Here is a 22,161-nt window from a genome sequence, read left to right on the forward strand (position 1 = left end):
AACCAAAAAGCGAACATTTTTTTATTAAAAATCATTTTCGTTCGTAAGAATTATATTTTCACCTTATGAAAGCCTTATCTTTATCCCATAAAAAAAGAAACACATCTTATTATAAGAAATGTGTTTCTTTTTTATACTGCCTTTATGCCCCATCCTCAAAGCGTCGTTCTAAATTAACGAATTTATTAAATTCTTTAACAAACGCAAGCTCTACTGAACCTACCGGACCATTACGTTGTTTTGCAATGATAATTTCAATCGTATTTTTATTTTCCGTTTCACGGTCATAGTAATCTTCACGATATAGGAAAGCTACAATATCAGCATCCTGCTCAATACTACCAGATTCACGAATATCAGACATCATCGGGCGTTTATCCTGACGAGATTCTACACCACGAGATAACTGTGATAAGGCAATAACAGGCACTTGCAATTCACGCGCAATCCCTTTTAAAGTACGAGAAATCTCAGATACCTCCTGCTGACGGTTCTCACCTGATTTCCCACTTCCTTGAATAAGCTGTAAGTAGTCAATTAAAACCATACCAAGACCTTGTTCTTGCTTTAGTCTACGACATTTTGCTCGAATCTCATTTACCTTAATTCCTGGTGTATCATCAATATATATACCGGCATTTGAAAGACTACCCATCGCCATTGTTAATTTCGCCCAATCATCAGAAGTTAATGACCCGGTACGAAGTCTTTGCGCATCGATATTTCCTTCTGCACAAAGCATACGCATAACAAGCTGATCGGAGCCCATCTCCAAACTAAAAATCGCTACATTTTCATCCGTTTTCGTCGCTACGTTTTGTGCGATATTTAATGAAAATGCAGTTTTCCCTACTGACGGACGTGCTGCTACGATGATTAAATCATTTCGCTGGAAACCTGCCGTCATCTTATCTAATTCAGTAAATCCAGTTGGTATCCCAGTAACTTCACCTTTTTGATTATGCAAAAGTTCAATTTTATCATAAGCATCTACAAGAACATCTTTAATATTTTGAAATGCTTTTGCATTCGTTTGATGGGATACTTCTAATATTTTTTTCTCGGCCTCATTTAAAAGGCCGTCTACGTCATCTTCTCTCTCGTATCCATCCGACACAATATGAGTCGCTGTTCGAATTAAACGACGTAAAAGTGCCTTTTCAGCGATGATACGTGCATAATATTCAACGTTAGCAGCTGTTGGAACAACTTCTGCTAACTCTGCTAGATAAGACACTCCACCAACTTCTTCTAGTAATCCTTGATCAGCCATCGCTGATGTCATTATTACTAAATCGATCGGTTCTCCTTTATCAGATAACCCAAGCATTACCTCAAAAATCTTTTGATGTTTCGTTCGATAGAATGAGTCAGGTACCAATAACTCTGATGCTGATGTTAACGCATCTTGATCAATTAATATGGCCCCTAAAACCGCCTGCTCGGCTTCTATATTATGCGGAGGGGTACGATCAGCAAGTACATCACTCATACGCAATCCTCCTTGCTTAATTTATTTTTATTGTTCACTAACATGAACTTTTACTGTCGCTGTTACTTGCGGATGCAATTTCACTGTTACATTTGTGTAGCCTAATGCACGGATTGCATCATCCATTTCAAATTTACGTTTATCAAGTTTAATTTTATGTGATTTTTGCATCGCATCTACGATTTGTTTGCTCGTAATAGAACCGAATAAACGGCCACCTTCTCCAGATTTCGCTTTTACTTCTACAGTTAATTTCTCTAATGTTTCTTTCAGCTCTTTTGCATTCTCAACTTCTGCTGCTGCATCTTTTTCTTCTTTACGCTTTTGAGCTTCTAAAGTTTTCATACTGCTATTTGTTGCTTCAGCAGCCAATCCCTGTTTTAGTAAGAAGTTATTTGCATAGCCATCTGGTACGTTTTTTACTTCTCCTTTTTTACCTTTACCTTTTACGTCTTTTAGAAAAATTACTTTCATGATTGTGTGCCTCCCTGTAAATAGTCATCAATAACAAATCGAAGCTTCTCCTCAGCTTCATCTACTGTAACATTTTTCATTTGTGTGGCTGCATTCGTCAAATGCCCGCCACCACCTAAGTTTTCCATAATTAGCTGCACATTCACTTCACCTAAAGACCTGCTGCTAATTCCAATGAGATTCTCGCCACGTTTCGCAACAACAAATGATGCAATAATTCCTGTCATTGTTAATAACGTGTCAGCTGATTGCGCAATAAGCACTTGATCGTAGTAATCATCACTATCAACTTTAGCAATCGCAATTCCATTTTTATAAATGTACGCATTTTTTATAGCTTTTGCAACCCGTAAATACTGATCCATATCTTCCTTTAAAAGTTCTTGTACAAGTACAGTATCTGCACCATGTGAGCGTAAATAGGAAGCAGCATCAAACGTACGAGCCCCCGTCCGGAATGTGAAACTTTTCGTGTCGACAATAATCCCCGCTAACAATGCCGTTGCTTCTAACATTGTCATCTTTAAATTTTTCGGTTGATACTCAAGCAATTCTGTAACCAGTTCTGCCGTTGAAGAAGCATATGGTTCCATATAAACTAGCAATGGATCTTCAATAAAATCTTCTCCACGGCGATGATGATCGATAACTACTACATTTTCAATTTTATGTAACAATTTTTGTTCCATCACCATAGAAGGTTTATGTGTATCGACAACAACAAGTAATGACTCATCATTCGCAAATTCCATCGCTTGCTCTGGAGTAATAAAGTGAGACCATAATTCCTCATTTTGTTTCACTTTGTCCATCAAGCGTTTAATTCCCTTATCAGAATCATTTTCATCTAATACAATATATCCTTTACGCTCGTTTAATTGAGCCACTTTTAAAATACCAATCGCAGCACCAATTGCGTCCATATCAGGAGCCCTATGCCCCATGATAATGACATTACTACTTTCTAATACTAAATCCTTTAACGCATGCGAAATGACTCTAGCACGTACACGGGTACGCTTTTCAACCGGATTTGTCTTGCCTCCATAGAACTTAACTTTACCTGTCGCTTGTTTAATAGCTACTTGGTCTCCCCCGCGCCCAAGTGCAAGGTCTAAACCAGATTGAGCCATTGCCCCAAGCTCTGACAAAGGTAAATCACCTGATCCGACACCTACACTTAATGTAAGTGGTATATTCCTTTTAGATGTTTCTTCACGCACCTGATCTAAAATACTAAATTTCCCTTTCTCCATTTGCGTCAGAATACTTTCATTTAGCACAACGAAGAATCTTTCTGAAGATGCACGTTTTAAATACGCACCATACTTAAGTGCCCATTCATTTAGTCGCGATGTCACAAGACTTGTTATATTCGTACGTAATTGATCATCTAATCCTTGTGTAACTTCATCATAATTATCCAAATAAATTACAGCTAAAACAGTGCGTTGATCCTCATACATCTTTTCGATTTCTGTTTGTTCCGTTACATCAAAGAAATAAATTAACTTTTCTTCTTTCCTTACAAAAACGCGAAACTTTCGATTATTTAAAGAGACTATATCATCAGAAGTTTCTCCTTTAATGAAAAGAAGTAATGTTTCTGATACATCGTAAAGGTGCCATCCAGCTAATGCATGCTGTCCCAGACATGAAGATAAATAAGGATTTGCCCAATCAATCCCATAATCCTTATTGTATAACAAAATACCAATCGGCATTTGGTTAAATGCTTCATTACTTACTTTCTTTACCCTCGTAATCATATCTGTCGTATGCTTTTCGAAATTCCTTTGAAAATTAAGTTCAAATCGTATAACGATAAAGAATACGATACAAAAAATGACAAAAGCAGCTATCCCCATAATTAAATGAAAATAACAGAGAATTAAAATGAGCACAAACACAAAAAATGCCAATACATAAACAGGATATAAAAACCACTGTTTCTTATCAAATTCAGGCATGTATACAACTCCTATAAAGTAAAACTAACTCACCTTCCAGTTAGTTAAACAGATTAAAATAGTATAAGGAATATTATTTTATTCCCCTATTTTAGAACGCAATGAAATCCCTAAGTCAATTATACCTAAGATTGTCACAAGAGGAAACAGCATCGGAATAAACATGCATACAATAAAACTAATAATAGGAACCCCTTTAGTAAAACCTTTTCTATACGCTAAAAAGGAAATGAATGTCAGACCTTGCAGTACAAGCAATAGTGCAAATATGACATATAGGTTAGAAAATACCATATGTAAATATGATGTTGGTTCTACTTTTATAAAAGTTGCTAACAAAATAAATATAACGTAATACCAAACAATACTCTTTGGTAATTGTATATCTTTAAATTTAGGCCAAGATATAATGTCATGTTTTAACTTTTTCAAAACACTACCTGATATTATCACTGTAATCCAAGAAAAACATACTGAAACTAGAACAAGTATACTCGGAAATAACGATTGTAATATATCATTCATTTGTGTAAGTAACTCTTTTTGTTCCTTACTAATCGGCATACCTGTAGCACTTACTATCTTTTCACTTTGCACCATACTTTCACTAAACATACTTTGCATTTGCTTCATTATATCTATGTTGAAAAACTTTATACTCGCAACATAAATAAGTACAAAACCAATTAAGTATGCAAGCGTCCCCGCTATTAAGATTTCTACTGGCTTTTTTCTTGTTTTATACATATATCCTAAAACAATCCCTATCAATCCAAACATAATTGTCTTCACTAAATTCATGGGTTGACTCACAATAATAGTAACAAAAAGTGCCGCTACAAAAATCATGAGCACATTAGATAGTTTATGCCTTATCGTTAATAGTATAAATGGTAACGGCAACGCAAAAGTTACAACAGTACCCAAAATCGGAACATACATAGATATAAGCAATAAAATTACATATATAGCTAATAACGCTGCACCTTCTGTAATAAACTTTGTTTGTTTCACATTTTAACCTCTCTTTCAAAAAAGAAAAGCATAGCAAAATGCACAGTAGAGTCCGACTCTACTGTGCATTTCATACGCTATTATTCACCAACATATGGTAAAAGTGCCATTTGACGAGCACGTTTAATTGCAACTGTAAGTTTGCGTTGGTATTTTGCGCTTGTCCCTGTTACACGACGAGGTAAAATTTTACCACGCTCAGAAACGAAACGTTTTAATAAATCAACATCTTTATAGTCAATGCGAGTGATGCCGTTAGCTGTGAAGAAACACACCTTACGACGTTTCGCACGTCCACCTTTGCGTCCTGCCATGTCTATTTCCCTCCATTCTTTGTTAAAACTAACAAATTTACTGTATTAGAACGGTAAATCGTCGTCGGAAATGTCGATCGGTTGACCTACATTTGAAAATGGATCGTCATTCTTCGTAAATCCAGAGTTCCCTTGATTACCTTGGTTACCTGAATTACTAGATTGACCAAATGGGTTAGAGCTTTGGTTACCGAAACCAGCTCCTGATGGTTGCTGATTGAATGAACCACGTTGCTCCCCACCGCCATTACGCGGCTCTAAAAATTGTACGCTTTCCGCAAGAACTTCTGTTACATACACACGTTTACCGTCTTGTCCATCGTAATTACGAGTTTGAAGACGTCCATCTACGCCTGCTAAGCTTCCTTTTTTCAAATAATTTGCTACGTTTTCTGCTTGTTTACGCCATATTACACAATTAATAAAGTCAGCTTCACGCTCACCTTGTTGATTCGCAAATGCGCGATTCACAGCTAACGTAAAAGTAGCTACTGCAACACCATTGGGCGTGTAACGTAAGTCAGGGTCCTTAGTTAAACGACCAACGAGGATAACACGATTCATCAATCGAACCACTCTCCCTTATATATCAATTATTTTTCTTCTTCTTTAACAACGATATGACGAAGGATGTCTTCGTTGATCTTAGCTAAACGGTCGAATTCGTTAATCGCTTCTGCATTAGAGTTCACGTTTAAGATCATGTAGAAACCTTCACGTAAGTCGTTGATTTCGTAAGCTAAACGACGCTTACCCCACTCTTTCGTGTTAATGATTTCTGCACCATTGTTTGTTAAAACACCTGCAAAACGTTCAACTAAAGCTTTTTGAGCTTCTTCTTCAACGCCAGGACGAATGATGTACATAATTTCGTACTTTCTCATTACACTTTCACCTCCTTTTGGTCTAAACGGCCCATAATGGGCAAGGAGCAATTAATTTATAGTAATTACTCACGAGTTTAGATTATATCATAGTAAGTTATATGAATCAACTCACCAATACATAAAAAACTTGGCAAACATATAATATATTCGCCAAGCTCATATCTTTATTTTTCCTAGGAAATATTAAATTAAACGTTAAAACGGAAGTGCATAACATCTCCATCTTTTACGATATACTCTTTTCCTTCTAAACGTACTTTTCCAGCTTCTTTTGCAGCTGTCATAGAACCGTTTGTCATTAAGTCATCGTAAGAAACTGTTTCTGCACGAATAAATCCACGCTCAAAGTCTGTATGAATAACACCAGCACATTGTGGTGCTTTCATACCTTGTTTAAACGTCCATGCACGCACTTCTTGCACACCTGCTGTGAAGTAAGTAGCAAGTCCTAATAGGTCATATGCTGCACGAATTAATTGATCTAAACCAGACTCTTCAATACCTAGTTCCTCAAGGAATACTTTTTTCTCTTCCTCGTCTAATTCAGCGATTTCTGATTCGATTTTTGCACATACAACGATTACTTGAGAATTTTCATTTTCTGCAAATTCTTTTACCATTTGTACGTATTTATTTTCCGAAGGATCGATAATATCGTCTTCACTTACGTTCGCTACGTATAACATTTCTTTTGTTGTAAGTAAATGAAGGCCTTTAACAATCTTCATCTGCTCTTCTGTAAATTCAACAGTACGAGCCGGTTTCCCCTCTTCAAAAGCCTCTTTTAAACGAACTAAAATTTCATGCTCATATACAGCTTCTTTATCTTTTTGTCTTGCTAATTTCGCAACACGCTCGATACGCTTATCAACAGACTCTAAGTCCGCTAAAATTAGCTCTAAGTTGATTGTTTCGATATCATCAATTGGATCTACTTTCCCTGAAACGTGCGTAATATTTTCGTCTTCAAAACAACGAACAACTTGGCAAATTGCATCTACTTGACGAATGTGAGATAAGAATTTATTTCCTAAACCTTCACCTTTACTAGCACCTTTTACGATACCTGCAATATCAGTAAACTCGAATACAGTCGGAACAGTCTTTTTCGGTTCTACTAATTCCGTTAATTTATTTAAACGCTCATCTGGTACTTCTACAATCCCTACGTTTGGATCAATTGTACAGAATGGATAGTTCGCAGATTCTGCTCCTGCTTGTGTAATTGCATTAAATAAAGTGGACTTCCCTACGTTAGGTAATCCAACAATCCCAGCCGTTAATCCCATATTTTTCACTCCTATGTCTCAATCTTTCATCATTATAGATAGTAACGAAAAAAATGACAAGTTTCCGCCAAACGAAAAAAAGTAACAGTTACCTACTGTAACTGTTACTCTCCCTCTATTCTTCGTGCTTCACAAGTATTTTTTTTACCTTACGATCAAACTCTCTTCGAGTAATCATTACTGAATGGTCACATCCCTCGCACTTAATGCGGATATCCATTCCCATACGAATAATTTTCCAACGATTCTCGCCACACGGATGTGCTTTCTTCATTTCCACAACATCGTACAAGTTATATTCCTTTTGCTCCACTCTTCAAACTCCTCCTCTCCATACTAAATTGCTTTTCCACTAACCAATTCTTCACGATTATATAAAACCATACGTGGATATGGAATTTCAATTCCATGTAAATCAAGACGATTTTTAATCTCTTTACGAAGTGCTCTTGCAATAACTGCATGTTGCATCGGCTCTACTTCAGCAATAACACGTAATATAACTTCTGATGCAGCTAACGTTTGCACACCTAATAATTGAGGTGTTGTTACCATTTTTTCGTACTTTGAAGGTAACTCTACTAATAAATCTTCAATAACCTGCTCTGCTTTCGCAATATCAGCCTCATATGAAATAGATACATCAACAAACGCTACACTATTACTAACTGAGTAGTTAGTAACTTGAATAATACTTCCGTTTGGTAAAGTATGAATTTCACCTGTCCAACTCTTTACTTTCGTTGTACGAAGTCCAATTTCTAAAACGACTCCTTCAAATTGACCGATTTTAACATAATCGCCAACTGAAAACTGATCTTCTAACAAAATAAATAAACCTGTAATAACGTCTTTCACTAAACTTTGAGCACCAAATCCGACTGCTAAACCAATTACCCCAGCACCCGCTAATAAACCTGATGCATTAATATCAAACACACCTAAAATCGCAATTAGCATAATGAACATAACAACGTACGCTACAATATTTTCAAGTAATTTCGCTACTGTAACTGTACGACGTTCTGAAATTTGAATTGGAGAACGACTCCCCATGCGAAACGCATTTCGTACAACCGCCCTTGCAATTCGCACAACAACTGCACCAATTGTTAAAATAATACATATTTTTAATGTCGCAACTCCAATATGAGCCCAACGATCAGCATCTAATAAATACTGTTTCATAGAATTAAACCACTTCGCTAATAAATCCATGTACCTCTACCTCTCTAGCTAAAATTTCTTTTTAGTTACCCTTATTATTGTATCAGAAGTCCCCTAATTGCTGAAAAAATTTTATGATTTTAATCCTATTTTATCCCCGACATCTAGGTATAAAATGGAACGAATATATATATACTAGTACTATTATTTCCGTTTTCATTCACATTTTGCAAAAATTACGCACTTATAACTTTCCATTTTCCTCACCATATAACATATATTGAAAATTTATTAAAAGGATGGGTGCTTCATGAATATTGGAAGTTTTCGCTTACCATTTTTTGAGAAAGAAACTCAAAACGTTATGCACCAAGATCTAGAAGCCTCTGAGATAATCAGTAATTTCTTACTTACCCATATTCCTATTAAAACTAATATACCACTCATTCTCGTTTGTATCGGAACAGATCGCTCTACAGGTGACGCACTCGGCCCGTTAGTTGGTACAAAACTTGAACAAATAGACATCCAAAACCTCCAAGTATTCGGTACACTAGATGAGCCAGTACATGCGCTAAATTTAGAAGAGAAAATTCGGAATATACAGAAAGAACATCCTACTGCATTTATAATTGCTGTTGATGCATGTTTAGGAAAGTCCCAAAATATCGGATCAATCACTACTGGAAAGGGACCTAGTAAACCTGGAGCTGCTATGAATAAGAAATTACCTGCAGTTGGTGATTTGCACATACACGGTATCGTCAATCTAAATGGGTTTATGGAGTTTTTCGTTCTTCAAAATACAAGATTAAGTTTAGTCATGAAAATGGCTGATGTAATCGCACAAAGTATAAAAGAGACGGATCAAAAATTATCCGCATTAAAAAAAGCAAACCATCTATAAATAATAAGATGGTTTGCTCTTTAATTTTTCTGTGCTAATAGTTCTAAAATACGATTTAAATCTTCTTTGTTAAAAAATTCAATTTCGATTTTACCTTTTTCTTTTTTCGTCTCTTTAATTTTCACATCTGTGCCAAACTTTTCTCTTAAGAACGTTTCACGTTCTACGAAAAATATATTTCGCTCTTTTTTCACTTTTTTTGTTTCACGTGAAACGTGTTGATTAATCTCTTGGACGATTTTCTCTAATTGACGAACATTTAATCCTTCTTTTTCAATGCGTTTCAATAAGGACTTCAATTGTTCTTCATCTTTTATCGTAAGTAAAGTTCTCCCGTGAGCCATTGAAAGTTGACCATTTGCAATCATATCTTGTACGAAAGAAGGTAGGCTTAATAACCTAGTATAATTTGCAATGTAAGGTCTGCTTTTACCAAGACGTTTCGCTAATTGTTCTTGCGTTACATTTAGCTCATTCATTAACATCTGGTATGCCATTGCCTCTTCCATAGGATTTAAATCTTCTCGTTGTAAGTTTTCTAACAAAGCAAATTCCATCATTTGCTGTTCAGTTAATTGTCTTACAACCGCAGGTACTTTTTCTAAACCAGCCTCTTTTGCAGCACGAAATCGTCTTTCACCTGCAACAATTTCATATCCTTTAATACTCTTCCTAGCAATTAATGGTTGTAGAATACCGTGTTCCTTAATCGAAATTGCTAATTCCTGAATCGCCTCTTTATTAAAGTGTTTACGCGGTTGATATGGATTCGGCCTTAATTCAGTTACAAGAATCTCCTGAATTGTTTCCTCTTCTTTCACATCTAAATCAGGAAAAAACACATTAATTCCTCTTCCTAATCCTTTAGCCACCTGCAATCACTTCCTCTGCTAAATCTATATATACTTCTGCTCCTCTTGATTTAGCGTCATACTGCATAATAGGTTTCCCATGACTTGGAGCCTCGCTCAAGCGTACATTACGCGGAATAATCGAGCGATATACTTTATCCCTAAAATACTTTTTCACTTCATCTATAACTTGGATCCCTAAATTTGTACGGGCATCCAACATCGTTAACAATACACCTTGAATTGCTAAATTTTTATTTAAATGTTTTTGTACAAGTCGAACTGTATTTAATAGCTGACTTAACCCTTCTAGTGCGTAATATTCACACTGTACAGGAATAATAACAGAATCTGCTGCTGTTAATGCATTAATCGTTAATAACCCTAAAGACGGGGGACAGTCGATAATAATATAATCATATTCATCACGGACTGGCTGTAATGCTCTTTGTAAACGTACTTCCCGGGAAATAGTCGGTACCAATTCAATTTCAGCACCAGCCAATTGAATTGTAGCGGGTAGAACATCTAAGTTTTCCGTTGCGGTTTTCTGTATAACCCCTTGAACATCTGCATCTTCCACAAGAACGTTGTAAATACATTGATCTAATTCAGATTTTTCAATTCCCACACCAGTCGTTGCATTTCCTTGAGCATCAATATCTACAAGAAGGACTTTTTTACCTACTTGCGCCAATCCAGCCCCTAAATTAACAGATGTTGTGGTTTTTCCAACACCGCCTTTTTGATTAGCAATAGCAATGATTTTTCCCATGATGTCACCTACTTTCAACCTTTCTATCTTATTCTAGTAACAATTACGTTTATTGTAACATGAAATAAAACTTTTTCTTTTACGTCCTTTATTAAACTTCAAAATTTATTTCTAAACTCCTTCTTCATTTAACAAGAAAATATAGTAAAAGAGACCTCTCCAATAGGATAAGGTCTCTAACACGTCATTATTATTTTTTCTTTGGAATTTTAATTGTAATTTGATAGTACTCATCAAATTCTTCTTCCTCAGAATTAACATTCAAACCACTTTCAGTAACCATTTGTAAAGATTGTCTAATTGTATTCATAGCAATCCTCGTATCTCGACTTACTGCTTTTTGCTTTGCCTTACGCTTCGGTTTTGCTTCCTCTAGTAACTTCGCAATTCGTTCTTCTGTTTGCTTTACATTCAGTTGTTTCTCCACAATTTCCTGTAAAACCTTCAGTTGTAATTCCTCATTTTTTAAAGGAATGAGAGCGCGGGCGTGACGTTCTGTAATGCTTTTCTCTAATAATGCACTTTTTATTTCTTCAGGCAACTTTAACAATCGTAACTTATTTGCGATTGTAGATTGTCCTTTTCCAAGTCGTTGTGCCAATGCTTCTTGTGTTAAATTATGTAACTCAATCAGCTTTTGATATGCCACAGCTTCCTCGATTGCCGTTAGTTCCTCACGTTGCAAGTTTTCAATTAAAGCTACAGAAGCTGTCTCTGTATCATTTAAGTTCTTTATAATTGCAGGAACCTTTTCCCAACCTAACTTTGTTGCTGCGCGAAAGCGTCTTTCTCCAGCAATAATCTCGTACTTATCATCCTCATATTGCCTTACAACAATCGGTTGAATAAGTCCATGTGTACGAATCGTTAATGCTAGCTCATCAATACGCGCATCATCAAAAACTGTTCTTGGTTGATAACGGTTAGGGGTAATATTTACTATCGGAATTTCTTGTATTTCTTCATATACCTTTTTATCTATTTCTTCATGGCTTTCGTCTTGTAATTCGAATTCGCTCTCTTTATCTCCAAAGCCAAATAAACGAGAAAACGTATTTTTCATACATATTCCACCACCTTTTAGGCCTATTGACTATTCTCCATAAAATGTTTCCTATGAAACATTTACGTTTTCATTTATATAATTTAATCTTACGTCTAATAAGATTTATTTTTCAATAGGTAATTTATTGGGCGTTCCCGGTTTGCGTGGATATTTCTTTGGTGTCTTGCGCTTTTTCTCGATTAATAAAATATTACGTTCACTCTCTTCAAACGGTAATTGGAACGTAGACATCTCTTTTAACTCTCCGCCTAGCACCTCTAAAGCATACTTACCATTTTCGATTTCTTCGTTTGCTGCTGCACCTTTCATTGCAATGAATGTTCCTCCAACTTTTACAAGTGGTAAACATAGCTCACTTAATACAGAAAGACGTGCAACTGCACGTGCCATTACAATATCGTATGATTCACGTACACCTTCTTTTTTCCCAAATGTTTCAGCACGATCATGACAAAATGCAACATCACTTAATTCTAACTTTTGTGCTAAGTGATTTAAGAAATTAATACGTTTTTGCAATGAATCTACAATTGTTACTTTTAAGTGCGGGAAACAGATTTTTAAAGGAATACTTGGGAATCCAGCCCCTGCACCAACATCACAAATTGAGAACGGTTTTGAAAAATCATAATAAAAAGCAGCTGTAATAGAATCAAAAAAGTGTTTTAAGTATACTTCTTCTTTTTCTGTAATAGCCGTTAAGTTCATTTTCTCATTCCACTCTACTAATGTTTCAAAGTAGATTTTGAACTGCTCTAACTGTCTAGAAGAGAGGGGGATTCCCTTCTCTTCTAGCATAGATTGAAATTGTTCTATGTTCATCTAGCAATATCTCCTTACTATTTATTGGTTCGATACGCGCGCAATTTTTCCTTGTTCTATATAAACAAGTAAAATGGAAATATCCGCTGGATTTACGCCAGAAATACGTGAAGCCTGCCCCATTGAAAGTGGACGAACATCTTTCAATTTCTGTCTAGCTTCTGAGGCAAGGCTAGAAATCGCATCATAATCAATATCTACAGGTATTTTTTTACTCTCCATTTTCTTCATACGCTCTACTTGCTGTAAAGATTTTTCAATGTATCCTTCGTACTTAATCTGAATTTCAACTTGTTCTGTAACTTCATCACTTAATTCTACTTCACTTGGTACTAAAAGATGAATATGCTCATATGTCATCTCTGGACGACGTAATAAGTCACTTGCACGTATTCCATCTTTCAATTCACTTCCACCAATATTGCGAATTAATTCTTGAACTTCAGGACGTGGTTTAATAATAATGCTGCTTAAACGTTCCTTTTCCTGTTCAATTTGTAATTTTTTATTTGTAAATCGCTCATAGCGCTCTTCTTTAATTAATCCAATTTCACGACCAACTTCAGTTAAACGAAGATCAGCATTATCGTGGCGTAATAATAGACGGTATTCTGCACGAGATGTTAATAAACGATATGGTTCATTTGTACCTTTCGTTACAAGATCATCAATTAAGACACCAATATAAGCATCCTCACGACCTAAAACAACTTCTTTTTTACCTAAAGAACGGCATGCTGCATTAATCCCAGCCATAAGCCCTTGTCCTGCCGCCTCTTCGTAACCAGAAGTTCCATTAATTTGTCCTGCTGTATATAAATTTTTAATCTTTTTCGTTTCAAGTGTTGGCCATAGTTGTGTTGGCACAATCGCATCATATTCAATTGCATAACCTGTGCGCATCATTTCAACATTTTCTAGGCCTGGAATTGTTCTAAGCATGTCACGTTGTACATCTTCTGGTAGGCTTGTGGATAAACCTTGTACATATACTTCTTGTGTATTACGCCCTTCTGGCTCTAAGAAAATTTGATGACGTGGTTTATCATTAAATCTTACTACTTTGTCTTCAATAGAAGGACAGTATCTAGGGCCTGTTCCTTTAATCATACCAGAATACATAGCTGAACGATGTAAATTTTCATCTATTAAACGGTGTGTTTCTGTACTTGTATATGTCAACCAACATGGAATTTGATCCATAATAAATTTCGTTGTTTCAAAAGAGAACGAACGTGGCTTATCATCACCTGGTTGAATTTCTGTTTTACTGTAGTCAATTGTATTACTGTTTACACGCGGAGGTGTCCCTGTTTTAAATCTAACTAGATCAAACCCAAGCTCCTCTAAATGCTCAGATAATGTAATAGACGGTTGCTGATTATTTGGACCGCTTGAATATTTTAAGTCGCCCATGATAATCTCGCCACGTAAAAATGTTCCAGTCGTAATTACAACGGTTTTTGCTGTATATTCTGCACCAGCTTGTGTAACTACCCCTTTACATATACCATCTTCAACGATTAAACGCTCTACCATTCCTTGGAATAACGTTAAGTTTGGTGTTTCTTCAATTGTTTTCTTCAATTCATGTTGGTAAGAGAATTTATCAGCTTGCGCTCGAAGTGCACGTACAGCTGGCCCCTTACCTGTATTTAGCATACGCATTTGAATATGAGTTTTATCAATATTACGTCCCATTTCTCCGCCTAATGCATCAATTTCACGAACAACAATCCCTTTTGCTGGTCCACCAACAGAAGGGTTACATGGCATGAATGCTACCATATCTAAGTTAATTGTTAACATTAATGTTTTTGAGCCCATTCGTGCTGCCGCAAGACCAGCTTCACATCCTGCATGACCTGCACCGATTACTATGACATCGTATGAACCGGCATTGTATCCCATTGTTTATTCCTCCTAATAATCTCTATCTTTCTAAAACATCACTATATTATTTTCCTAAACAAAATTGAGAGAATAACTGGTCAATTAGGCTTTCATGGACTGTGTCACCAGTAATTTCACCAAGTATTTCCCACGTTCTTGTTAAATCAATTTGCACCATATCAATTGGTACACCATTTTCTATTGCCTCAATTGCATCACCGATTGTTTGTCCCGCTTGTGTTAATAATCCAATATGTCTCGCATTAGAAACATATGTCATATCTGCAGAATCGATTGTTCCTTCAAAGAATAAATCAGCTATTGCCTTTTCGAGTTCATCTATTCCTTGTTCCTCAATTAAGGATGTTGTAATAACACGATTTCCCGCGGCTAACTCTGTAACACGTTCCATATCAATCGCTTGCGGTAAATCAGTCTTATTCACAATAACAATAAAGTCTTTTCCTTGTACCGCATGGAATAGATCTTCATCCTCATTTGTTAAAGCCTCGCTATAGTTGACAACAACTAATACTAAATCTGCTTGGCTCATCATTTCTTTTGAACGCTCCACACCAATTCGTTCAACAACATCTTCTGTCTCACGAATACCGGCTGTATCTATAAGTTTAAGAGGTACACCACGCACATTAACGTACTCTTCAATAACATCACGAGTTGTTCCTGCAATATCAGTTACAATTGCTTTTTTCTCCTGAACAAGACTATTTAATAACGATGATTTCCCAACATTAGGTCTACCGATAATTGCTGTAGCAATACCTTCACGTAAAATTTTCCCTTGTTTTGATGTTTCTAATATTTTTTCGATTTCCGAACGAACATGCGTCGCTTTCTCAATTAAAATATTATGTGTCATCTCTTCTACATCATCGTATTCTGGATAATCTATATTTACCTCAACATGAGCTAATGTTTCTAATATTTCTTGACGCAAAAGACCAATTAATTTAGATAATCGCCCTTCCATTTGATTAATTGCTACATTCATCGCACGATCTGTTTTTGCTCGAATCAAATCCATAACAGCTTCTGCTTGTGATAAATCGATACGTCCATTTAAAAAAGCACGTTTTGTAAATTCGCCCGGTTCTGCCAATCGTACTCCTTGCGCTAGAATAAGTTGCAATACTTTATTTACTGAAACAAGTCCGCCATGACAGTTAATTTCCACTATATTTTCACGTGTAAAAGTCCTTGTTGCGCGCATAATAGACACCATAACTTCTTCAATAACTTGATTTGTATCTAAATCAACGATATGACCATAATGAATAGTGTGAGAAGGAACCTCTGTTAAATCCTTCCCTTTAAAAATACGGTCAACTTTCTCAACCGCATCATCCCCACTTACTCGAACAATGGCAATTGCACCCTCTCCAAGCGCTGTGGAAATCGCAGCAATTGTATCAAATTCCATGTCCTTTCACCTCACTTGCTTATTTATCTCTATTTCAACATGATTATTTCTTTCACTAAATTATTAGGATACCATAACGAACCTATCTACAAAAGAAGAATAACTCATTTTATTATATCCCCATGTAAAAAACACTAAACTTATTCACAGTGGATAAGTTTAGTGTTTTTTAGTTATCCACATCTATTTTTCGCTCAAAAAAACCGGCACTCATTTGAGCAACCGGTCATTTAGGAGATATTACAACATGCCGATGTGGTTCATTTCCTTCAGAAGTTGTTTTGATACCTTGATGATTTGATAATGCCTGATGAATAATTTTTCGTTCAAAAGATGGCATCGGTTCTAAAATAACTCTTTTTTTCGTATTAGATACTTGTTTCGCTAATCGATAAGAAAGTGATTCTAGCGTACTTTTTCTTTTACTACGATAATTTTCAGCATCTAGTGTAATACCGATATACTGCTTCGTGTTACGATTTGCAACAAGTTTTGTTAAATACTGTAAAGAGTTTAATGTATTACCTCTTTTTCCAATTAAAACTCCTACATCATCACCAGAAATTGTAAATTCGATCTCGCGTCCTTTTACAACTTTACTAATTTCAACTTCCACACCCATATTGTGAATAACATTTCTTAAATATTCTTCACATTCCTGAATTGGATCTTTCTTCAATACAACTTCTACTACTGCAGGACGATTCCCAAATAAACCTAAGAACCCTCTTTTACCCTCATCGACAATATTTATATCTACTCGATCTTTTGATGTATTTAATTGCCTTAAAGCATCCTCTACTGCCAGCTCGACTGTTTGTCCTTTAGCAGTAATTATACTCACTTGCTTGAGCCTCCAGCTTTGCTAGCCTTAATCTCTGGCCCTTTGATAAAGTACATTTGAGCAATACCAAAGATATTACCAACAACCCAGTAAAGTGATAATGCAGCTGGGAAGTTAATTGCAAAGATTAAAATCATAATCGGCATAAGCCAAAGCATCATTGCCATTTGCGGATTTTGACCAGCTGTTCCTGCCATTGCAAGCTTTTGCTGAATAAATGTCGTAATTGCTGCAACAACCGGTAAGATATAGAACGGATCTGCCTGTCCTAAATCAAACCATAAAAATGTATGTTCACTAATTGCTGTTGTTCTCATAATCGCATGATAAAACGCGAATAAAATAGGCATCTGAACAAATATCGGTAAACATCCTGCCAATGGATTTACACCATTCTTTTGATATAACTGCATCATTTCTTGTTGTAGTTTTTGCTGTGTTGCTTGATCTTTAGAACTATATTTCTCTTTTAACTTCACCATTTCTGGTTGTAACGCTTGCATTGCCTTTGTACTCTTTGTTTGTTTAATCATTAATGGTAATAATGCAAAACGAATGATAAGAGTTGTAATAACAATTGCTAAACCGTAATTACTGTTAAATAAGTCGGCAAAATACGTGATTAACTGAGAAAGCGGATATACGAAATATTCATTCCAAATCCCAGTACTTTTCGATGTAATCGGCTGACCCGTTTCACTACAACCGGTGGCAATCGCCATTAATGCAACGACCATGGCTAGTAAACCTAATTTCTTTTTCAAAGCCTACTCCTCCTTGTATCGGTATGTATATAGTGTAATTCATTTCCTTACGCTACTTTTTTATTCTTTTCATACCAGAGCGTTTAAAGACATGAATTAAGCTTTTCTTTACTTCTTCATATGTCATCTCTGCACAAGGCTTCCTTGCTATTATAACAAAATCTTTTCCAGAATCTATCTCATCTTTTAACTCTGTAATAGCCTGACGGACCATGCGCTTAATTCGATTACGAACTACTGCATTTCCTATTTTCTTGCTAACAGAAAGGCCGATGCGAAAGTTTGGCTGTTCTTCTTTATCTAATTGGTATACAACAAACTGACGATTCGCATTTGATTTTCCTTTTTGAAAAACCGCCTGGAATTCATCATTCTTCTTTATACGATGTTTTTTCTTCATATCAATTGACACTCCTGTATTTCATCAGCGGAAATTCACTATTATTAGAAAAAAAGACCACTGAACGATCAGTGGTCTACGCAGATAATACTTTTCTTCCTTTACGACGACGAGCTGCTAGCACTTTACGTCCGTTCGCTGTGCTCATACGGCTGCGGAAACCATGTACTTTGCTGCGCTTACGTTTATTTGGTTGGTAAGTTCTTTTCATTATATGACACCTCCCTGAGGAATATCTGTTAAAGACAGTCCTATAAATTATAGTTAATCAACTAGGAAAATGTCAATGGTTCTAGAAATTTTCATCAAATATTCATTTTGAACCTATTCACATACTTTTTCACAGCATCTATATTTCCTTGTGGATAAATGTTTTTTCACGTTTTTTATATCCACAAACTTTTTTCACACTTTTACACAGTATATCGTGTTGTGGACAAGTTTATTCCACAAGGTATTGATTTTGTGGATAACTTTCTTAAATTCATTGCTATAGCCACTTTTTTTTGATATTATAGTTGTGTTTTCACTTTGAATAAGTTTTCCACACCTTTATCTTATCCACAATTTGTGTATAACATGTGGACAGTTTTAATCACATGTGGGTAAATAGTTGTCCACATTTGCTTTTTTTGTCGAAAACCCTATCTCATATACAAACGACGTTTTTAGGTTTTAAAATACGTTTCGTATAAATATACATTTTATATTTATTGGGTTGTACATTTGTTGCGCAACCTTATTCTTTTACCATCTTAGTAAAGGAGGGACACCTTTGGAAAATATCTCTGATTTATGGAATAGTGCCTTAAAAGAATTAGAAAAGAAGGTAAGCAAGCCTAGTTATGAAACATGGTTAAAATCAACAACGGCTCATAACTTGAAGAAAGACGTATTAACGATTACAGCTCCAAATGAATTTGCTCGTGACTGGCTAGAATCTCATTACTCAGAACTAATTTCAGAAACACTATACGATTTAACAGGGGCAAAATTAGCAATTCGCTTTATTATTCCCCAAAGTCAAGCTGAAGAGGACATTGATCTTCCTCCAGTTAAGCGGAATCCAGCACAAGATGATTCAGCTCATTTACCACAGAGCATGTTAAATCCAAAATATACATTTGATACATTTGTTATCGGCTCTGGTAACCGTTTTGCCCATGCAGCTTCATTAGCTGTAGCCGAGGCGCCAGCTAAAGCGTATAATCCACTCTTTATTTACGGGGGAGTTGGGCTTGGAAAGACGCATTTAATGCACGCGATTGGCCATTATGTAATTGAACATAATCCAAATGCAAAAGTTGTATATTTATCATCAGAAAAATTCACGAATGAATTTATTAACTCTATCCGTGATAATAAAGCTGTTGATTTTCGTAATAAATATCGCAACGTAGATGTTTTATTGATAGATGATATTCAATTTCTTGCTGGAAAAGAACAAACTCAAGAAGAGTTTTTCCATACATTTAATGCATTACACGAAGAAAGTAAACAAATTGTAATTTCTAGTGATCGACCACCAAAAGAAATTCCAACTTTAGAAGATCGTCTTCGCTCTCGCTTTGAATGGGGACTTATTACAGATATTACGCCGCCAGATTTAGAGACACGAATTGCAATTTTACGCAAAAAAGCAAAAGCTGAAGGGCTTGATATACCAAATGAAGTTATGCTTTATATCGCAAATCAAATTGATTCAAATATTCGTGAATTAGAAGGTGCACTTATCCGAGTTGTAGCTTATTCATCTTTAATTAATAAAGATATTAATGCTGATTTAGCAGCTGAAGCACTTAAAGATATTATTCCAAATTCTAAGCCGAAAATTATCTCTATTTATGATATTCAAAAAGCTGTCGGAGACGTTTATCAAGTAAAATTAGAAGATTTTAAAGCGAAAAAACGTACAAAATCAGTTGCGTTTCCTCGCCAAATTGCAATGTATTTATCACGCGAACTTACGGATTCCTCTTTACCAAAAATAGGTGAAGAATTTGGTGGACGTGATCATACAACAGTTATCCATGCCCATGAAAAAATTTCTAAACTACTAAAAACCGATACGCAATTACAAAAGCAAGTTGAAGAAATTAATGGTATTTTAAAGTAGTAGCTGAATAGTGTGAATAACTTACCTTGTTTTACGCACAGTCTATCCACATGTAGATAGACTGTTTTTACATCCTTCAAAGGGGTTATCCACATATCCACAAGCCCTATTACTATTACTACTATTTTTTATCTTTATTAATTAAATAAAATCTTATACTTACCGGAGGTTTTTCTTTATGCGTTTTACAATACAAAAAGACTATCTTGTAAGAGGTGTACAAGATGTAATGAAGGCAGTTTCTTCTCGTACAACAATCCCCATCCTTACGGGAATTAAAGTTGTAGCTACTGAAGAAGGGGTTACATTAACAGGAAGCGATGCTGATATTTCTATTGAATCGTTTATTCCAGTCGAAGAAGATGGAAAAGAAATCGTAGAAATAGCTCAATCAGGAAGCATTGTTTTACAAGCAAAATATTTTAGTGAGATTGTAAAAAAACTACCTAAGGATACTGTCGAAATTTCTGTGGAAAATCATTTTATGACAAAAATAAAATCTGGAAAATCAGAGTTTAACTTAAATGGTTTAGATTCTGCAGAATATCCGTTATTACCACAGATTGAAGAACATCATGTATTTAAGATACCAACAGATTTACTTAAGCATATGATCAGACAAACTGTATTTGCAGTTTCTACTTCTGAAACAAGACCAATCTTGACAGGTGTAAACTGGAAGGTATATAACAGCGAGTTAACTTGTATTGCAACAGATAGTCATAGACTGGCACTTCGAAAAGCGAAAATCGAAGGACATAATATTGCAGATGAATTTCAAGCTAATGTTGTTATTCCAGGTAAGAGCTTAAATGAATTAAGTAAAATTCTGGATGAGTCTGAAGAAATGGTAGATATTGTAATTACGGAGTATCAAGTATTATTCCGTACAAAACATTTATTATTCTTCTCAAGATTGTTAGAAGGAAATTATCCAGATACGACACGTTTAATTCCAGCAGAGAGTAAAACGGATATTTTTGTAAATACAAAAGAATTCCTACAAGCAATTGATCGTGCTTCACTATTAGCGAGAGATGGCCGCAATAACGTTGTCAAATTATCAACTTTAGAGCAAGAAATGCTAGAGATTTCCTCGAATTCACCAGAAATTGGGAAAGTTGTCGAAGAAGTACAATGTGAAAAAGTAGATGGAGAAGAGTTAAAAATATCTTTTAGTGCAAAATATATGATGGATGCATTGAAAGCTCTAGATAGTACAGAGATTAAAGTTAGCTTTACTGGAGCGATGAGACCGTTCTTAATTCGTACAGTAAATGATGATTCAATTATTCAATTGATTTTACCGGTTCGTACTTATTAGGTAAGGAATAAGGGTTGCTAGTTTAAAGATGCTAGTGACCCTTATTTGATTTTTGGGTATTACTTTCCTAATGTTAGTTTATTTAGTACAATGAAAGAATGAACACTTTCAGAAAGTGAGCGATTTTATGAAACGTATTAAAATTTCAACAGAGTATATTACACTAGGACAGTTTTTAAAGTTAGCTGATATAATTGATACAGGTGGCGCTGTAAAATGGTTTTTACAAGAATACGAAGTGTACGTGAACAACGAACTTGAAAATAGAAGAGGTCGCAAACTATATGCGAACGATATTATTGAAATTCCAGGAAGCGGAACTTTCCAAGTTCAGGCATAAAGGGGGAGCCC

General features: G+C 35.5%; 24 protein-coding genes. 4 read left to right on the forward strand and 20 right to left on the reverse strand.

All coding sequences use genetic code 11. From position 1 onward, the window contains the following. Positions 1-142: 142 nt before the first annotated feature. From dnaB to C4S65_RS27545, 10 genes are all read right to left on the reverse strand, one after another. Positions 143-1,492: a replicative DNA helicase gene (gene dnaB / locus C4S65_RS27500; protein ID WP_001286147.1), complete on the reverse strand. Its 1,350-nt coding sequence runs from the start codon at positions 1,490-1,492 to the stop codon at positions 143-145. 27 nt (positions 1,493-1,519) lie between these two features. Next, positions 1,520-1,966, reverse strand: coding sequence for a 50S ribosomal protein L9 (rplI, locus tag C4S65_RS27505; protein ID WP_000864237.1), 447 nt, complete (start codon positions 1,964-1,966; stop codon positions 1,520-1,522). Beyond that, the gene (locus C4S65_RS27510) at positions 1,963-3,936 is read right to left on the reverse strand and encodes a DHH family phosphoesterase (protein ID WP_001113778.1); all 1,974 of its coding nucleotides are present in this window, start codon (positions 3,934-3,936) and stop codon (positions 1,963-1,965) included. The genes rplI and C4S65_RS27510 overlap by 4 nt, the downstream gene beginning before the upstream one ends. A gap of 78 nt (positions 3,937-4,014) precedes the next feature. Beyond that, positions 4,015-4,950 carry a YybS family protein gene (locus C4S65_RS27515; RefSeq protein WP_061667497.1) on the reverse strand — a complete coding sequence of 312 codons (936 nt, stop codon included), beginning with the start codon at positions 4,948-4,950 and terminating at the stop codon, positions 4,015-4,017. Between the two features lie 80 nt (positions 4,951-5,030). Continuing rightward, positions 5,031-5,264, reverse strand: a complete 234-nt coding sequence (gene rpsR, locus C4S65_RS27520) for a 30S ribosomal protein S18 (protein WP_000918873.1) — start codon at positions 5,262-5,264, stop codon at positions 5,031-5,033. 45 nt (positions 5,265-5,309) lie between these two features. Beyond that, entirely contained in the window at positions 5,310-5,831 is a 522-nt protein-coding gene (ssb, locus tag C4S65_RS27525; RefSeq protein ID WP_000981963.1) for a single-stranded DNA-binding protein, read from the reverse strand. Between the two features lie 26 nt (positions 5,832-5,857). Beyond that, complete coding sequence (rpsF, locus tag C4S65_RS27530) at positions 5,858-6,148, reverse strand: 30S ribosomal protein S6 (protein WP_001233781.1); 291 nt, start codon at positions 6,146-6,148, stop codon at positions 5,858-5,860. Between the two features lie 191 nt (positions 6,149-6,339). Beyond that, complete coding sequence (gene ychF, locus C4S65_RS27535; protein WP_000524658.1) at positions 6,340-7,440, reverse strand: redox-regulated ATPase YchF; 1,101 nt, start codon at positions 7,438-7,440, stop codon at positions 6,340-6,342. 115 nt (positions 7,441-7,555) lie between these two features. Further along, positions 7,556-7,753, reverse strand: a complete 198-nt coding sequence (locus C4S65_RS27540) for a DUF951 domain-containing protein (protein ID WP_000435486.1) — start codon at positions 7,751-7,753, stop codon at positions 7,556-7,558. A 23-nt stretch (positions 7,754-7,776) separates the two neighbouring features. Beyond that, a complete protein-coding gene (locus C4S65_RS27545; protein ID WP_000364814.1) occupies positions 7,777-8,658 on the reverse strand; it encodes a mechanosensitive ion channel family protein in 882 nt (293 codons plus the stop codon). 259 nt (positions 8,659-8,917) lie between these two features. Here C4S65_RS27545 and yyaC point away from each other — a divergent pair, with 259 nt between their 5' ends. Further along, positions 8,918-9,514, forward strand: a complete 597-nt coding sequence (gene yyaC / locus C4S65_RS27550) for a spore protease YyaC (protein WP_001020716.1) — start codon at positions 8,918-8,920, stop codon at positions 9,512-9,514. Positions 9,515-9,534: 20 nt separating this feature from the next. On the opposite strand, the gene spo0J is transcribed toward yyaC, so the two are convergent. The 10 genes from spo0J to rpmH all read right to left on the reverse strand — a co-directional run bounded on the left by spo0J (position 9,535) and on the right by rpmH (position 18,581). Then, positions 9,535-10,386: a stage 0 sporulation protein Spo0J gene (gene spo0J / locus C4S65_RS27555; protein WP_001051832.1), complete on the reverse strand. Its 852-nt coding sequence runs from the start codon at positions 10,384-10,386 to the stop codon at positions 9,535-9,537. Continuing rightward, positions 10,379-11,140, reverse strand: a complete 762-nt coding sequence (gene soj / locus C4S65_RS27560; RefSeq protein WP_000516114.1) for a sporulation initiation inhibitor protein Soj — start codon at positions 11,138-11,140, stop codon at positions 10,379-10,381. The genes spo0J and soj overlap by 8 nt, the downstream gene beginning before the upstream one ends. Positions 11,141-11,330: 190 nt before the next feature. After that, entirely contained in the window at positions 11,331-12,203 is an 873-nt protein-coding gene (noc, locus tag C4S65_RS27565; RefSeq protein WP_000799016.1) for a nucleoid occlusion protein, read from the reverse strand. Between the two features lie 105 nt (positions 12,204-12,308). Further along, positions 12,309-13,028: a 16S rRNA (guanine(527)-N(7))-methyltransferase RsmG gene (rsmG, locus tag C4S65_RS27570; protein WP_001019617.1), complete on the reverse strand. Its 720-nt coding sequence runs from the start codon at positions 13,026-13,028 to the stop codon at positions 12,309-12,311. Positions 13,029-13,049: 21 nt separating this feature from the next. Continuing rightward, a complete protein-coding gene (mnmG, locus tag C4S65_RS27575) occupies positions 13,050-14,939 on the reverse strand; it encodes a tRNA uridine-5-carboxymethylaminomethyl(34) synthesis enzyme MnmG (protein ID WP_000541044.1) in 1,890 nt (629 codons plus the stop codon). Between the two features lie 46 nt (positions 14,940-14,985). After that, entirely contained in the window at positions 14,986-16,362 is a 1,377-nt protein-coding gene (gene mnmE, locus C4S65_RS27580) for a tRNA uridine-5-carboxymethylaminomethyl(34) synthesis GTPase MnmE (protein ID WP_103945644.1), read from the reverse strand. A gap of 226 nt (positions 16,363-16,588) precedes the next feature. After that, positions 16,589-17,206, reverse strand: coding sequence for an RNA-binding cell elongation regulator Jag/EloR (gene jag, locus C4S65_RS27585; protein WP_000022797.1), 618 nt, complete (start codon positions 17,204-17,206; stop codon positions 16,589-16,591). Continuing rightward, complete coding sequence (gene spoIIIJ, locus C4S65_RS27590; RefSeq protein WP_000727741.1) at positions 17,203-17,970, reverse strand: YidC family membrane integrase SpoIIIJ; 768 nt, start codon at positions 17,968-17,970, stop codon at positions 17,203-17,205. Before spoIIIJ ends, jag begins: the two co-directional genes overlap by 4 nt. A gap of 52 nt (positions 17,971-18,022) precedes the next feature. Then, positions 18,023-18,370 carry a ribonuclease P protein component gene (gene rnpA / locus C4S65_RS27595; RefSeq protein WP_000726621.1) on the reverse strand — a complete coding sequence of 116 codons (348 nt, stop codon included), beginning with the start codon at positions 18,368-18,370 and terminating at the stop codon, positions 18,023-18,025. A gap of 76 nt (positions 18,371-18,446) precedes the next feature. Then, positions 18,447-18,581 (reverse strand): 50S ribosomal protein L34, encoded by a 135-nt coding sequence (gene rpmH, locus C4S65_RS27600; RefSeq protein ID WP_000831901.1) that lies wholly within the window; start codon positions 18,579-18,581, stop codon positions 18,447-18,449. Between the two features lie 564 nt (positions 18,582-19,145). Here rpmH and dnaA point away from each other — a divergent pair. The 3 genes from dnaA to yaaA all read left to right on the forward strand — a co-directional run bounded on the left by dnaA (position 19,146) and on the right by yaaA (position 22,150). Continuing rightward, entirely contained in the window at positions 19,146-20,486 is a 1,341-nt protein-coding gene (gene dnaA / locus C4S65_RS27605) for a chromosomal replication initiator protein DnaA (RefSeq protein WP_000428018.1), read from the forward strand. Positions 20,487-20,664: 178 nt separating this feature from the next. Then, the gene (dnaN, locus tag C4S65_RS27610) at positions 20,665-21,810 is read left to right on the forward strand and encodes a DNA polymerase III subunit beta (RefSeq protein ID WP_001212884.1); all 1,146 of its coding nucleotides are present in this window, start codon (positions 20,665-20,667) and stop codon (positions 21,808-21,810) included. A gap of 127 nt (positions 21,811-21,937) precedes the next feature. Beyond that, complete coding sequence (gene yaaA, locus C4S65_RS27615; protein ID WP_000821361.1) at positions 21,938-22,150, forward strand: S4 domain-containing protein YaaA; 213 nt, start codon at positions 21,938-21,940, stop codon at positions 22,148-22,150. Positions 22,151-22,161 lie beyond the last annotated feature (11 nt).

Origin of the sequence: Bacillus sp. ok061, from assembly GCF_900108285.1 — a bacterium.
Taxonomy (GTDB): Bacteria; Bacillota; Bacilli; order Bacillales; family Bacillaceae_G; genus Bacillus_A; species Bacillus_A thuringiensis_S.